14 protein-coding genes are annotated in these 14,072 nt (G+C 36.0%); 1 reads left to right on the top strand and 13 read right to left on the bottom strand.

The window, feature by feature from the left end; genetic code table 11:
* Position 1 precedes the first annotated feature (1 nt).
* From ABJ974_RS15165 to ABJ974_RS15105, 13 genes are read right to left on the bottom strand one after another with little or no spacing between them, the layout of a single operon-like run.
* Positions 2 to 1,228, bottom strand: coding sequence for an ABC transporter ATP-binding protein (locus tag ABJ974_RS15165; RefSeq protein WP_419869058.1), 1,227 nt, complete (start codon positions 1,226 to 1,228; stop codon positions 2 to 4).
* Positions 1,229 to 1,249: 21 nt separating this feature from the next.
* On the bottom strand, positions 1,250 to 2,092 hold the full coding sequence (locus ABJ974_RS15160; protein ID WP_419869057.1) for an ABC transporter permease: 843 nt from the start codon (positions 2,090 to 2,092) through the stop codon (positions 1,250 to 1,252).
* 46 nt (positions 2,093 to 2,138) lie between these two features.
* On the bottom strand, positions 2,139 to 2,813 hold the full coding sequence (locus tag ABJ974_RS15155; protein ID WP_419869056.1) for an acylneuraminate cytidylyltransferase family protein: 675 nt from the start codon (positions 2,811 to 2,813) through the stop codon (positions 2,139 to 2,141).
* A gap of 3 nt (positions 2,814 to 2,816) precedes the next feature.
* Entirely contained in the window at positions 2,817 to 3,872 is a 1,056-nt protein-coding gene (locus tag ABJ974_RS15150) for an acyltransferase family protein (protein WP_419869055.1), read from the bottom strand.
* Between the two features lie 2 nt (positions 3,873 to 3,874).
* Entirely contained in the window at positions 3,875 to 4,924 is a 1,050-nt protein-coding gene (locus ABJ974_RS15145) for a nucleotidyltransferase family protein (RefSeq protein ID WP_419869054.1), read from the bottom strand.
* Positions 4,917 to 6,071 carry a UDP-N-acetylglucosamine 2-epimerase gene (gene neuC, locus ABJ974_RS15140; protein ID WP_419869053.1) on the bottom strand — a complete coding sequence of 385 codons (1,155 nt, stop codon included), beginning with the start codon at positions 6,069 to 6,071 and terminating at the stop codon, positions 4,917 to 4,919. Before neuC ends, ABJ974_RS15145 begins: the two co-directional genes overlap by 8 nt.
* Positions 6,068 to 7,078: an N-acetylneuraminate synthase gene (gene neuB, locus ABJ974_RS15135; protein ID WP_419869052.1), complete on the bottom strand. Its 1,011-nt coding sequence runs from the start codon at positions 7,076 to 7,078 to the stop codon at positions 6,068 to 6,070. The genes neuC and neuB overlap by 4 nt, the downstream gene beginning before the upstream one ends.
* A complete protein-coding gene (locus ABJ974_RS15130; protein WP_419869051.1) occupies positions 7,075 to 7,722 on the bottom strand; it encodes an acetyltransferase in 648 nt (215 codons plus the stop codon). The genes neuB and ABJ974_RS15130 overlap by 4 nt, the downstream gene beginning before the upstream one ends.
* Positions 7,722 to 8,870, bottom strand: a complete 1,149-nt coding sequence (locus ABJ974_RS15125; RefSeq protein ID WP_419869050.1) for a LegC family aminotransferase — start codon at positions 8,868 to 8,870, stop codon at positions 7,722 to 7,724. The genes ABJ974_RS15130 and ABJ974_RS15125 overlap by 1 nt, the downstream gene beginning before the upstream one ends.
* Positions 8,871 to 8,873: 3 nt before the next feature.
* Positions 8,874 to 10,061, bottom strand: coding sequence for a UDP-N-acetylglucosamine 4,6-dehydratase (locus ABJ974_RS15120; protein WP_419869049.1), 1,188 nt, complete (start codon positions 10,059 to 10,061; stop codon positions 8,874 to 8,876).
* Between the two features lie 53 nt (positions 10,062 to 10,114).
* Complete coding sequence (gene rfbA / locus ABJ974_RS15115) at positions 10,115 to 10,978, bottom strand: glucose-1-phosphate thymidylyltransferase RfbA (RefSeq protein WP_419869048.1); 864 nt, start codon at positions 10,976 to 10,978, stop codon at positions 10,115 to 10,117.
* Between the two features lie 16 nt (positions 10,979 to 10,994).
* A complete protein-coding gene (rfbB, locus tag ABJ974_RS15110; protein WP_419869047.1) occupies positions 10,995 to 12,074 on the bottom strand; it encodes a dTDP-glucose 4,6-dehydratase in 1,080 nt (359 codons plus the stop codon).
* Positions 12,075 to 13,391: a UDP-glucose dehydrogenase family protein gene (locus ABJ974_RS15105; protein ID WP_419869046.1), complete on the bottom strand. Its 1,317-nt coding sequence runs from the start codon at positions 13,389 to 13,391 to the stop codon at positions 12,075 to 12,077. It abuts the gene before it with no gap.
* Between the two features lie 209 nt (positions 13,392 to 13,600).
* On the opposite strand from ABJ974_RS15105, the gene rimP reads away from it, so the two are divergent.
* Entirely contained in the window at positions 13,601 to 14,068 is a 468-nt protein-coding gene (gene rimP / locus ABJ974_RS15100; protein WP_419869045.1) for a ribosome assembly cofactor RimP, read from the top strand.
* Positions 14,069 to 14,072: the final 4 nt, after the last annotated feature.

Below are 14,072 nucleotides of genomic sequence, written 5' to 3'. Positions count from 1 at the left end.
ATTATTTTTTGAGAAGTTTCCCGTTTTGATATACATCTCCTTTTAAGAATACAGAAGCATATACATTTTCTTTTAGTCCTGTAACTTTAAACTTTGTATAATTACGGTAATTAGCAAGATAGGTATAATGATGGGTGTTTTCATTATTTTCAATTACAAAATAAGTTATTGCATATTCTCCATCAATTAATAAGATTTCAGGGAAAGTTACTTTAATACGGTTATTATTTTCTACTGTAAAATTAGGGGAGAATTTATTAGTTAAAAAGTTTGCAACAATTTTTAAATCTTTATCTGTAATTTGTATAGCCACATAAAAACTCTTCGAATTTGTATTTTTTACCATAACATCAAACTCAATACTGAATTCTTGACCATATGGTACCTGTACCAAAGATTCAAATGGATCTTGGTCATTTAATTTGAAATTTTCAAGATCGGCCCCTTCATTACTTTCTATGTTTGAGATTTCACTTTCAAATTTGTCAAAATACATATCAATCCCCTTATGGATATCCCCTCCAAAATAGAGGTTTTTTCCATGGTCCATATATATTACTTTATTGCAGACTCTCGCTACATTAGGCATTGCATGACTTACAAAAAGAACAGCACAGTTTTTCATAAGTTCCATCATTTTGTTGAATGACTTTATTCTGAAACCGGCATCTCCTACAGCTAGTACTTCATCCAGAATAAGAATATCGGGCTCCATATGAGTTGCTACAGAGAAGCCTAACCTTACTTTCATTCCTGAACTATAATATTGCACGGGAGTATCTATAAATTCTTCCAATTCGGAAAAAGCAATTATTTCGTCCAGTTTACTGTCCGTTTCAGCCTTTGTAAGCCCGAGAACAGAGGCATTGTTATATATGTTTTCTCTTCCTGTAAGAATGGGATTGAATCCTGCTCCTAATTCTATTAGAGCATTAACTCTCCCCCGCATTTCTACTCTCCCTCTATCAGGAAGAATCAAACCGTTAAGTACCTTTAAAAGAGTACTTTTCCCTGCTCCATTATGTCCCAGGAGACCCAGGCATTCACCTCTTTTTAATTCGAAGCTTATATCATCTACAGCCCAAAACTCAGCTTCTCTAAGACTTCTTTCTTTTGAATTTCCTACAATTCCTGTAATAAGGTCTTGGATTCCATAGACTAAGCTTTTATTCAGTTGTTTACAGAACTTTTTTGAAACACCATCAACAATTACTAAACTTTCTGACATTTTCTTTAAATAAAAAGTTAATTATATTCTTTCAATAATAATAGGAACTGCTATTCTATAAAATAGCCAACCTATAAAAAACAGTAAGATGGATACGCCTAGAATACCCAATAAGTAAATTGGGTTATCCCAAGCCCCTCCTGTCAATAGATTTCTGGAAGAATTAATAAGTGGGGTTACAGGATTAAGTTCTATAATTTTTGCCATGGTTCCCGCTGTTCCTCCTTTGTATACTACAGGGGAAAGGTACATAGCAAATGAAGCCAGTAAGGGAATAGCCCTTCCTATATCTTTATATAGCATACCTATGGGGGTAATAAGTAAACCTATACTGTATCCGAAAAAAATCATTAGGAACAAAACAAATGGGAAAAAAAACACTCCGGAATTCACTTTAATGCCATAAAACAGTAATACGGCAGCAATAAGAATGATTTTAATCGCAGTATTAAATAATATTTTATAGAATCCTGAAAGAAGGATTGATTCTTTAGGAAAATTTACTTTAGCTAATATATCCTTTGTACTTTGAGTTTGAAGAAGTGGAGTTGTGAGGCTCTCTACAAAAACAGACCAAAGCATAGTACCTAAGAAGACGAAAGCTGGGTAAGGAATATGGGTGCCTTCTATTTTTACTGCTCCGGAAGAACTAAGGAATATCCACGTAACGGTAGTTGCAAGGGGAGTGAAAAAAGCCCAAAGGATGCCAAATATAGATTGTCTATATTCCGCTTTTCTATCTCTTATAAATAAACGATAAGCCAGATCTTTTGAAGTGAAAAGGTCTGCAAACATATCTCTGATGATAGAGATGAACCCTTTATTTCTATTGCTTGGCTCATAGATTTTTATATTGTCATTCATATTGTGCCTTAAAAATAAAATTTTTTACAAAGATACTCTTTATTTATTATTTTTTAGAAAGAAGAAATTCTGCATATTCGAAATCTTCTATAGTATCAATATCTACAGAACGATTTCGTGGCATAATGTAAGCATAGCTATTTTCACTATAATATATATCTCTTAAAATAAGGTCTTTTTTGAAAATATAAATGGCGCCGTTAGGATAAAAAGTAGGTTTTTCCTTCTGTCTATTATTCAGTGAATCATCAAAAATATTTTGAAATTTTCCATCTTCTGAAATATATTTATGCCATGTAATAGGGTGATGCTCCTGACAGTAACTTATAACCGAATCTGCATTCTTATTCTTAAAAATGTTTATAGCGGCATTAATGTCCTCAGAGGCTCTTAGGGGACTGGTTGGCTGGAGAACAATTAAAGTGTCGATTAAAGTATTTTCAATTTTTTCCAGTTCTGAAATGGTGAACTTGATAACATCAATACTTTTTGCTTCATCGTTTGCCAAGTAACCAGGACGCATAAAAGGGCATTCTGCTCCGTATTTTACTGCAATTTCCGCAATTTCCTTATCGTCTGTACTAATTATAACTCTTGATATTTGGCTTACATTCTTAGCCGCTTCAATAGTATAAGCTAGTAGGGGTTTCCCATTTAGCCTTTTTAAATTTTTTCCGGGAAGACCTTTTGAGCCTCCTCTTGCGGGAATTATAGCTATCATAAGTTATTTAAGATATTTATTTATTAATTTTTTTCCATAATTAGAAAGGGGAAATTCAAATTTATAATAGGAAACGATTGCAATAAAAACAGTGGAGACCACCACTAAAACAAAAACAATGTAATAATTTTGAATGATAATTTTGGGAGCGAATTTGTAGAGATAATTATATATTACCGGATGAAACATATATACTCCATAGGTAGCAATTCCAAATGTTTCTAATAAGTTAGCTATTGAGGTAGGTAATGTAATGGTTAGCTTATAAAAGCTGAAGACAATCAAAAATGATAATAATACAAAAATGATTCTGTTAAAGTCTGTAATAATTTTTATAGAGTCTCCTACTACGGGATAGAATATAAATAATAAAATACATACTATGAGGAGAAGATTGTTATAATAAGGTTTTATATGGCTGTCCTTTAAATTGTAAAACATGGCAATACCTGAATAATACAAGAAAAAATTATTAAACGGATGAATATAAATTTTCCATTGATGTTTTAAAAGAATATTGCTGTCTAAGATATTGAAGGCAAAATAGAGTCCAATACAGGTGACAATGAAAAAGATAATATTTCCTAGTAATTTACTATAATTATAAGCGAAAAATATAAAAGGAGTGAAAATATAGTAAACCATCTCATTCCCAATAGACCAAGCGCCGGTGGCAATATATCCACCGTAATCAAAAAAGCCAAACAGAGAAGTAATATTTAATATATATTTTTTTATATCAAACAAATGGGGGTTTAGAAAAACCGTAAAAGTAGTGACGATAAAAAGTAATGGAATGATCCTGAAAACACGTCTTAAAAAAAAAGCAAGCAGCTTATTTATGGAAGTAATGTTCTTATGATAAACTATAGCCATACTCAAACCTGATAAAATGAAGAATATAGATACTCCATAAATACCAAGCCTTCCTAAGAAATCAGAAGAATCCAAGGTTTTAAACTTCCACATAGTCAGATGGTAAAACATAATTGAAATAGCCATAAGACCTCTGAGCCAATCTAATGTCTCAATTCTGGAGTTATTTACTTTATCTGCCATTCCTATAGTTTCAAATGCTTAATATCAATCTGTGCCTTCTTAAAATCTTCATGCTTACCAATATCCAGCCAATATCCATTGATAGGGTAGGTAATGATTTTGTTGTCCAGCTCAATTACTTTATCCATCAGGTCTGTGGTATCAAATGCTTTATTCTGAGGAATCAGGTTAAGCAGTTTTTTGCTGATAATATAAATTCCGGCATTCGAAAAGTAGGTATATCTTGGCTTTTCCTTTAATGATCGGACTTTTTGATTGTCATCTGTCTCCAGTACAGCGTAGGGCACATCTACATGATAACTTGTAGCGGCAACAGCCATATCTGCTCCGGATTCCTTATAGGTTTTGAAGAAATCTCCAAAATCAATATTGGTAAGCAGATCACTGTTCATAACGATGATGTCCTCATTTTCAAATTCATCCGCCAGGAGAATGGATCCAATGGTTCCTAAAGGAGTGTTTTCACGGATATAGCTGATGTTAATATTTTTTTCTTCTCCATCTTTAAAATATTCAACCAGCTGATCTCCCAGATAGTTAATGCTTAAATGGATATTTTTAATTCCTACATTGATCAGGCGGTCAATATTATATTCTATGATGGGCTTATCACCTACTTTAAGTAAAGGTTTGGGTGTGTTTTCTGTTAAAGGACGGAGTCTCTTACCTTCTCCTCCAGCCATTAAAACGGCATCGGCCGGAATAATCGTTGTTCTGGTTCGGAAATTCAGGATATCAATTATTCTTCCGGTTTTATCGAGAATAGGAATAATTTTAAAATTATTTTTCTTTAAGCTTTCAATCTCATTGGGATTATATTCATTTTCATATATGAATTTGGGATGGGGCTGAATAAACTCTACGATAGAGTCTTCAAAACCAAGCCCTTTTATAAATCCTCTCCGTAAATCTCCGTCGGTAAGAGAACCGATAAGTTTTAATTCTTCATCTGCCACAAATAATATAGCATCTGACGCCAGTTTATCCAAACTGATCAGAGCTTCCCTTACGGATTGATTTTGGCGAATAATGTGTTTAGATATGTTATCCATTTAAATCATAAAAATTTTTTACAAAATCAGGTTTTATTTCTTTAAGAACCTTAATAATTTTTTCAGCAGTATTTCCCACCCCGTAAGGATTTTTGACCTGATCTAAAGTACTGATAAATTTTTGATCTTTTACTTTTTCAAAAGCCTTTACAATTTCCTCTTTATTTACTTCTACATTAATCACCGTATCCGCCTGTGTTCTTCCGCTTTGGCGGTGACCGATATTGATGGTCGGAATTTTTAAAGAAGGAGCCTCAATGATTCCACTGGAGCTGTTTCCTACGATCGCATGGGAATGTTGGAGGACAGATAAAAATCTTAAAGATCCTAATGAGGAAAATGCCTTTGATTTTTGTGGGTTTTGAGCGACATACTGATCAATTAAAGAATTAATTATTCTGCCGTTGGTATCTGCATTGGCTTTTGTGAAAATAAAAAAACTGTCTTCCTGCTCATCCAAAGCATCTAATAAGATATTAAATTGCTGCTCCGCAGGGGTGTTGTCTAAAGTTGCGGGATGAAAAGTGATCTGATAATTATATTTTTTAAACTTGATATCCAGCTCGGATTCCAGCTGTGCTTTGGTTAATAAATTTAAATTAACAATATTATCCAGCCCAATAGCTCCAACGTTATATACATTCGCTGGGCTTTCACCCAGTTGAATGATTCTGTTTCGGTATTCCTCAGTAGACGCAAAATGATAATGAGCCATTTTAGTGATGGCATGTCTTATAGCATCGTCATAAGCACCAGTAGTAATTTCTCCACCATGGATGTGCGCAATAGGAATTTTGAATATAAGAGCAGAAGAGGCAAGCGAGAGCATTTCGTAACGGTCGCCCAAAAGGATAAGTAAATCGGGATTAAGCCTTTTTAATGCATCAGCAAAACCGATCATAGCTACACCCATGGATTTTACGATACTTTCACTTGTATCTGCAGAAAGCAGCATCTCCACTTTTTCATCAATCGTGAACCCGTCTCTTTCAATTTGCTGATAAGTAAGACCGAATTCGGGAGAAAGATGAGCTCCTGTCACCAGAATTTTAAGATCAAAAAAAGGATCCGAAACCATTTTTTCCATTAATGGTTTCAGTAAGCCGTATTCCGCTCTTGTTCCTGTTGCTATGCAAACTTTCATCATAGTTCTATTAATTGATCTTCTTCAAAATTTCTGGAAGCTGTTTTTCCGATAACATCATCCCATTTCATTGGGGAAATTCCAGTTCCTGGACGTTTTACCGTAATATTGTCTTCAGAGAAGACCTCACCGGCTGTAATATTTTTTTTAGCCACAATACTTTTTCTTGCGATGGCTATGTTTTTTTGTTCTGAAGGAGAAGGTCTTTTGATTCCATCACCGGAAATTGCTTTTTCAATGTTTCTGATAGCAGAGACCATTGCTTTAAGTTCATGAGGTTCTAATGAAGCGGCATGATCCGGACCTTCCATATTTCTGTCTAATGTAAAATGCTTTTCAATAACTTTTGCCCCTAAAGCTACGGCAGCAATAGGAACTTCTATTCCGAGCGTATGGTCCGAATAGCCCACTGGGACATTCAGTTCTTTTTGAATGTGGAGCATGGCCATAAGGTTAACATCCTGCATGGGAGTCGGATATTCGGTGTTACAGTGTAAAACCGTTATTTTGTCCTGACTGATCCCTTGCTGAATAAAAACATTCACAGCTTCTTTTATCTCATTCATTTCCGCCATACCGGTAGAGATGATCACTTCCTGAAAAAGCTGTGCAGCCTTTCTTAAATAAGGAAGATTGGTAATTTCTCCGGAAGGAATTTTAACTAAGTCAAATCCTATTTCTTTTAAATACTCCAGGGACTCAAGATCAAAGGCCGTAGAAAAAAAACGGATTCCTTTTTTTTGACAATGTTGAATTAAAAGTTCGTGCTGCTCATGGGAGAGCTCCAGGTTTTTCAGCATATCCAGCTGAGACTCTTCTGCTTTGCCAGTATTTTCGATTTGGTAGTCTGCTTTTTTAGCTTGTTTTGAAACTAAATTTTCAGCTTTAAAAGTTTGAAATTTAACATAATCTACACCTGCTTCTACGGCAGCATCTATTAAACGGAAAGCATTTTCTATATTTCCATTATGATTGACGCCGGCTTCGGCTATGATTAGGCAATTTTTCATTTGTTTTTATTTATTTGTTTTGCAGGACTCCCCACATACGTTCCTTCATCAGAAATATCATGAAGCACCAGGCTTCCTGTTCCGATAATTATTTTATCCGTAATTTTTACCTGGCTGGAAATACATACATTACTCCCTACAAAACATTCATCTCCTACTTTTACATCTCCATTTACGATAGCATGAGTGGAAATATGAGTATGGTTTCCAATTTCAGCGCCGTGCTCTACTAATGCTCCGGAATTGATAATACAGTTTTTCCCGATTTTGGCTCCGGCATTCACGATGACACCATGCATTATCACCGTTCCTTTTTCTATTTCCGCATGTCGGGAAACTATTGCTTTACCGGAAATGATGACAGGTTGTCTGGCGCCTGTTTTTTCTAAATCTTCAAAAATTTTTCTCCTTCTTTCCGCAGATTTGATCTGGCCTAATGTAATAAGAAATGAAAAACCTTCTTTATGATATTTTTCTATCTCTCCATCATTGCCAATCACTTTATATCCCAGTATTTCCTGTCCCAGTAGCTCTGGTAAATCAAGTATACCATGGATATCATAGGTATCAGAAGACTCTATAACATCAATGCAGGATTTGCAGTGTCCGCCACCACCTATTAATATAAGTTTTTCTTTTTTCATTAAGGTCTGAAGCTGCTAGGTAAATTTACAACTCTTTCCGATAACCAGATGCTGTTTTCAAGTCCGTCATGCTGACAGTTTTTAAACATAGGCAGAGAGCTCATCAGGTCCCAGATCGGGCGTGTCATTACTCCGGCATTGTTGGTTTCCGTAAGCAAAAGATCTCTTTCCTGCTCATTTTCTACAATAATAGCATTGAACCAGTAATTAGCCTTTGCATCTTCAATTTCTTTCACAAACTCTATATCCGAATTTTTAAAGAAATTGTCATAGAGTCCGGCAAGTTGTCTTTTGTTGTCAATGAAGCGGTCCAATTGCTCCATTTGAGCACAGATTAATGCAGCGTTGAGGTTAGGCATTCTGTAGTTATAACCTATTTCATCATGCTGGAATTTCCACGGGTGTGGAATTTTGGCCTGAGTGGTAAGGTGTTTGGCTCTTTTAGCAATGGCTTCATCATCGGTGATTAAAGCTCCGCCGCCGCCGCAGGTAATGGTTTTATTTCCATTAAAGCTGAAAGTACCTATTTTTCCAAACCTACCGGATTGCTGACCTTTGTAAATGCTTCCTAAGGATTCGGCAGCATCTTCGATCAAAACGAGATTCCATTCCTCACAGATGGCTGCAATTTCATCAATTCTGCTTGGGAGCCCGAAAGTATGCATAGGAATACAGGCTGCTATCCTTCTTCCGGTAGTGTTGTTATACGTAAATCCATCTGCTCCTTTTTTACCGTTCTTTTCCAGAAAGTTTTGAAGGGCCTTGGGGGATAGTCCCATAGTGTCTCTGTCCACATCCACAAAAACAGGATGGGCTCCTATGTACGAAATAGCATTGGCTGTAGCAATAAAAGTAAGAGACTGAGTAAGCACCTCGTCATTTTGCTGGACTCCGGTTACCAACATAGCCATATGCAGGGCACTCGTTCCGTTTACGGTGGCTATTCCGTATTTTGCACCGGTATATTGTGCAATTTCTTTTTCAAAACGGTTCACAAATTCTCCCACTGATGATACAAAAGTAGAATCTATGGTTTCGTTTACATATTTTTTTTCGTTTCCTCCGAAATGAGGTGCATGCAAAGGAATAAAATCTTCAGAATTAAAAGTTTTTCTGATAAAACCAATCAAAGAGTTGTATTTTTCCATAGCTTACATTTTAGAGTCCAAATACTTACCTGTTTCTTTGTGGTTGAAATTCGGGATCATATAATTAAACAAATCCACAACCTCTTCCTTTCGCCAGTTTTTTGAAGCTCTCATTTCATTAATCTTATCTGTAAAAACCGTAAGCTTTTCATCTTCAACGGAAAGCTCGTTTTTGATAATTCCTAAATTTTCAAAGCGGTTCATATCCAGAACTTCTTTATCGGTGAAAAATTCTTCAAAGTCTTTTTCCCCTGTGGTATCACTTTTTGTGAACAGGCAAGGCCATTTTTTCTGTTTGATGAGTTCTGCGGTCTTACTTCTGGCCTCTTCTTCGGTTTCACAAAGGTAAGGCTCAAGATTAAGCTGCTTAAGATATCTTTCTGCAATTTCGGCGAAGGTGATAAGATGTAAATTTTCGCTTAATTTAGGAAAAAAGATATCTCTGTTTTCCCCAAAAATAGCCGACATTAAACAAAGTTCTCCGGATTCTTTAGGAATAACAAAATATCTTTTAATATCATTAGGAGCAACGATAGGCTGCTGTTTTTGAATTCTTTGATTGAAGCCGTGAAGCAAAGAGCCGTCGGAAAAAGCTACATTGGCAAATCTCGCCATAGAAATCGTCAGATCTTTACTTTTTCTCATTAAGAACATTTCCATGATCCTTTTGGAAGCTCCCATCATATTAACGGGATTAGCTGCTTTATCGGTAGATACACAAAAATATTTCTGGGCTCCGTTTTCAATGCATTGCTGAGCTGTTTTTTCCGTGTTGAAGATATTTACATCAATCATTCTCATTAATGTAAACGGGTCTTTTTCACTTCTTACATGTTTTAAAGCAGAAAGATTAAGGACATAATCATACTGGCCGTCCATTTTGATAAAGGTATCAAAAATATCCGAGCCGATGTCCAGTGCAAAAGTTCTGAAATCTCCATCAGTATATCCAAGGGAGCTTCTAAGATCTCTTACAAGTTCTACCAGGTTATTTTCACTGATATCTACAACGTGCAGCTTTCTGGGATTTCTTCTGAATATTTCTTTGGTAACAGCCTGTCCGATAGACCCGGCTCCTCCGATAACCAGAAATGAAGATTGCTGTATTATTTCTTTGAGTTCTTTTTCCTTATCTGAAATATCGGTAAGGAATAACTCTTGGTTTCTGCCTATTAAACTCAGAATGTCCATGAATGTGTTTTTTCAGTTTAGCTAATTCTGCCTTGAGGGAAAGGCTATTGGGTTTATTTGTTGACAAGTCTTCTCAGATACTCCCCATATCCGCTTTTTCCATATTTGGTAGCAGCTTCTAATAGTTTATCTTCATTGATGAACTTATTTCTAAATGCAATTTCTTCAATACACCCGATTTTAAAACCTTGTCTTTTTTCAATTACACTTACAAATTCTGAAGCATCATGAAGAGAATCAAAAGTACCGGTATCAAGCCAGGCTGTTCCCCGGTCAAGAACTCCGACTTCTAATTTTCCCTTCTTCAGGTAAACATTATTTACGTCTGTAATTTCAAGTTCCCCTCTTGCCGAAGGTTGTATATTTTTAGCAATTTCTACGACTTCGTTATCATAAAAATATAATCCCGGTACGGCATAATTGGATTTGGGCTGTGTTGGTTTTTCCTCGATGGATACAGCTTTGAAATCATCATTGAATTCTACCACTCCATATCTTTCAGGATCAGAAACATGATAAGCAAAAACTACCCCTCCGTCAGGATTGGTTTTGTTTTTTAATAGCGTACCCATTTCGGAACCATAGAAAATGTTATCTCCTAAAACCAAAGCGGCAGAATCATCCCCGATGAATTGGTCCCCTAAAATAAATGCCTGGGCAAGTCCGTCCGGGCTGGGCTGCACTACGTATTCAATATTACATCCTATTTGGGAACCGTCTCCTAAAAGCTTAATGAATCCTTCCTGATCATGTGGTGTCGTGATGATCAGTATGTCTTTAATTCCAGCTAAAAGCAGCGTGGAAAGCGGATAATATATCATCGGTTTATCATACACCGGCATCAGTTGTTTACTTACTGCAATAGTAAGGGGATAAAGTCTTGTACCGGAACCCCCTGCCAGAATAATACCTTTCATATGTGTTTTAAAGCTTTTAGTTGTACTGTTTTTCGTAATATTTCTGGTAGTCTCCGCTCGTTACGTGCTCAAGCCATTCCTGATTTTCCAGATACCAGTCAATGGTTTTGGATAATCCCTGCTCAAAAGTTACAGAAGGTTTCCATCCCAGATCTTTGTTCAGCTTGGTCGCGTCAATCGCATAACGTTTGTCATGACCCGGTCTGTCTTTTACAAAAGTAATCAGCTTCTCAGAATATCCTTCCGGTTTACCCAGCTTAGCGTCCATCTGCTTGATCAGTTCTTTTACCAGGTCAATATTCTGCCATTCATTAAATCCGCCGATATTGTAGGTTTCCCCGGTTTTTGCTTCGTTGAATATCTGATGAATAGCCTTAGCGTGATCAATCACGAAAAGCCAGTCTCTTGTATATTTACCGTCACCATAGATTGGTAAAGGTCTTTCATTAATAATATTTGAAATACACAATGGTATTAATTTCTCAGGAAAATGATTGGGTCCATAATTATTGGAACAGTTAGAAACAATAAATGGCATCCCGTAAGTATTTCCATAAGCTCTTACCAAATGATCGGAGGCAGCCTTGGACGCAGAGTAAGGAGACTGAGGGTCATAAGATGTAGTTTCTAAAAAGAAACCTGTTTCCCCTAAACTTCCATATACTTCATCTGTAGAAACGTGATAGAATAGATTTTTTCTCTTTTCATCCGGAAATCTGCCGTGAGTGTGATCGGGATTCAATGTCCAAAACTCTTTGCATAGATTAAGAAGATTGGCAGTCCCGTTCACATTGGTATTAATAAATGCCATAGGATCTGTGATACTTCTGTCTACATGACTTTCTGCGGCCAGGTGAACAACAGCATCCGGATTATATTTTTCAAATACCTTTCTTAGTTCTTCTGGCTTTGTAATGTCAGCTTTCTCAAAAACGTAATTAGGTTCATTTTCAATATCCTTAAGGTTTTCAAGATTTCCGGCATACGTAAGTGCATCCAGATTGATAATTGTTGAATCGGGATTGTTTTTTACAAATTCCCTTACAACGTGTGATCCGATAAATCCGGCACCTCCGGTAATAATTATGTTTTTCATCTATTTATTTTGAATAGTCTTTCGACCTATACTTTTATAATAAAATTCATTTTGCGCAGGGATTTCCAACGGATACATATTTCTTCCGTCGAAAATAACTTTGTTTTTCATCTTTTTAGCCATCAGTTCAAAGTTCGGATTTTTAAATTCCGGCCATTCGGTAGCAATAAGCAAAGCATCAGCATTCTCTAATGCATCATACATTGTTTTGGCATATTCTATCTGATCACCGATTACTTTCTGAACATTTTTTTCAGCAACAGCATCATATGCTACAATTTTTGCGCCTTTTTTTAATAAAAGGTTGATATTGTCTAAAGAAGAGGCTTCGCGGATATCATCCGTATTGGCTTTAAATGCTAATCCCCATAAAGCGATGGTCTTCCCTTCAATATTTCCTCCGAAATATTTTTCAATTTCTGAAACCAAAATAACTTTCTGAGCGGTATTGACCGTTTCCGTAGCTTCCAGGATCTGAAAATCAAAATCTTCTTCTTTACCGGATTTTATAAGGGCTTTTACATCTTTAGGAAAACAGCTTCCTCCATACCCGATTCCCGGGAATAGAAATCTGTGGCCTATTCTGTCGTCACTTCCCATACCTAGTCTTACTTTATCAACATCGGCACCTACCTTTTCGCAGTAGTTGGCAATCTCGTTCATAAAAGTAATTTTTACAGCAAGGAATGAATTGGCTGCATACTTAGTAAGTTCAGAAGACTTCTCATCCATAAAAATGATAGGGATCCCGGTGTTGGTAAACGGCTGATAAATCTGTGCCATTATTTCCTTTGCTTTTTCCGAACTTGCTCCTACCACTACCCTTGAAGGGTTCATGGAATCTTCAACAGCAAAGCCTTCCCGTAAAAACTCAGGATTTGATACCACATCAAAAGGAATGTCGGTCTTTGCTGAAATAGTAGCTCTTACTCTGTCGGCAGTTCCTACAGGAACGGTACTTTTATTTACGATGACTTTATAGTCCGTCATCATTTCACCGATATTATTGGCGACCTGTAATACATAAGATAAGTCAGCTGATCCGTCTTCTCCCGGAGGAGTAGGTAAGGCGAGATATACGACCTCACTCTTATCTAACGCTTCTTTTAAATCGGTGGTGAAAAACAATCTTTCTGCCTGAATGTTTCTTAAGAACATCTCTTCAAGGTTCGGCTCATAAATGGGAACGATGCCGTTTTTCATACCTTCTACTTTCTTTTCATCAATATCAACACAGTATACTGAATTACCAAGTTCTGCTAGGGTAGTTCCTGTTACAAGACCTACATAACCTGTACCTACAATAGTTATATTCAAAATGTATGTTTTTAAATTTTAGCAAAAATAATAAAAATACTTTCAATGTCTTCTTAAATTTTATCATAATAAAAGATAGTATGGACTTGATTATAAGGAGATTTTGTTATTTTATAAAAAATACCTATATTTGCATAGGATTTACAGAAAAATAATGAAAAGGCTTCGGAAGAAAGCCTTTTTTCGTACAGGTAGATCAAAATAGATATATGGAATTTAGAAAAAGAATTGAAGAATTATTGAATGAATTCCTGGAAACCAGAAAGGATTTATTTCTTATTGATTTAAAAATTTCTGCAGGGGATGATGTTACAGTGATACTGGATGGGGATAACGGGGTTTCTTTACAGGATTGTTTAGATGCAAGCCGTGCCATAGAATTTAATATGGATCGTGAAGAGCATGACTTTAGCTTACAGGTGATGTCTGCAGGATTAAGTGAGCCTTTGGCTACTCCGAGACAATTCAATAAAAATATCGGAAGAGATATTGAGGTCCTGTTAAATGATTCTTCTAAAATTGAAGGAGAACTGTCAAAGGTGGATGAAGAGAAAATTACTCTTATTCTCCGTTACAGAAAGCCAAAGGATATAGGAAAAGGAAAGGTAGATGTGGAGGAGGAAAAAGAAATTCCTTATTCCGAAATTAAAAAAGCATTAGTAGTAATTAAATTTTAAAAAA

It is taken from the genome of Chryseobacterium sp. CT-SW4 (genome assembly GCF_048572715.1).
Lineage (GTDB): Bacteria > Bacteroidota > Bacteroidia > Flavobacteriales > Weeksellaceae > Chryseobacterium.
Note: the sequence above shows the minus strand (reverse complement) of the source record. Positions and strands in the feature narration are given on the sequence as shown.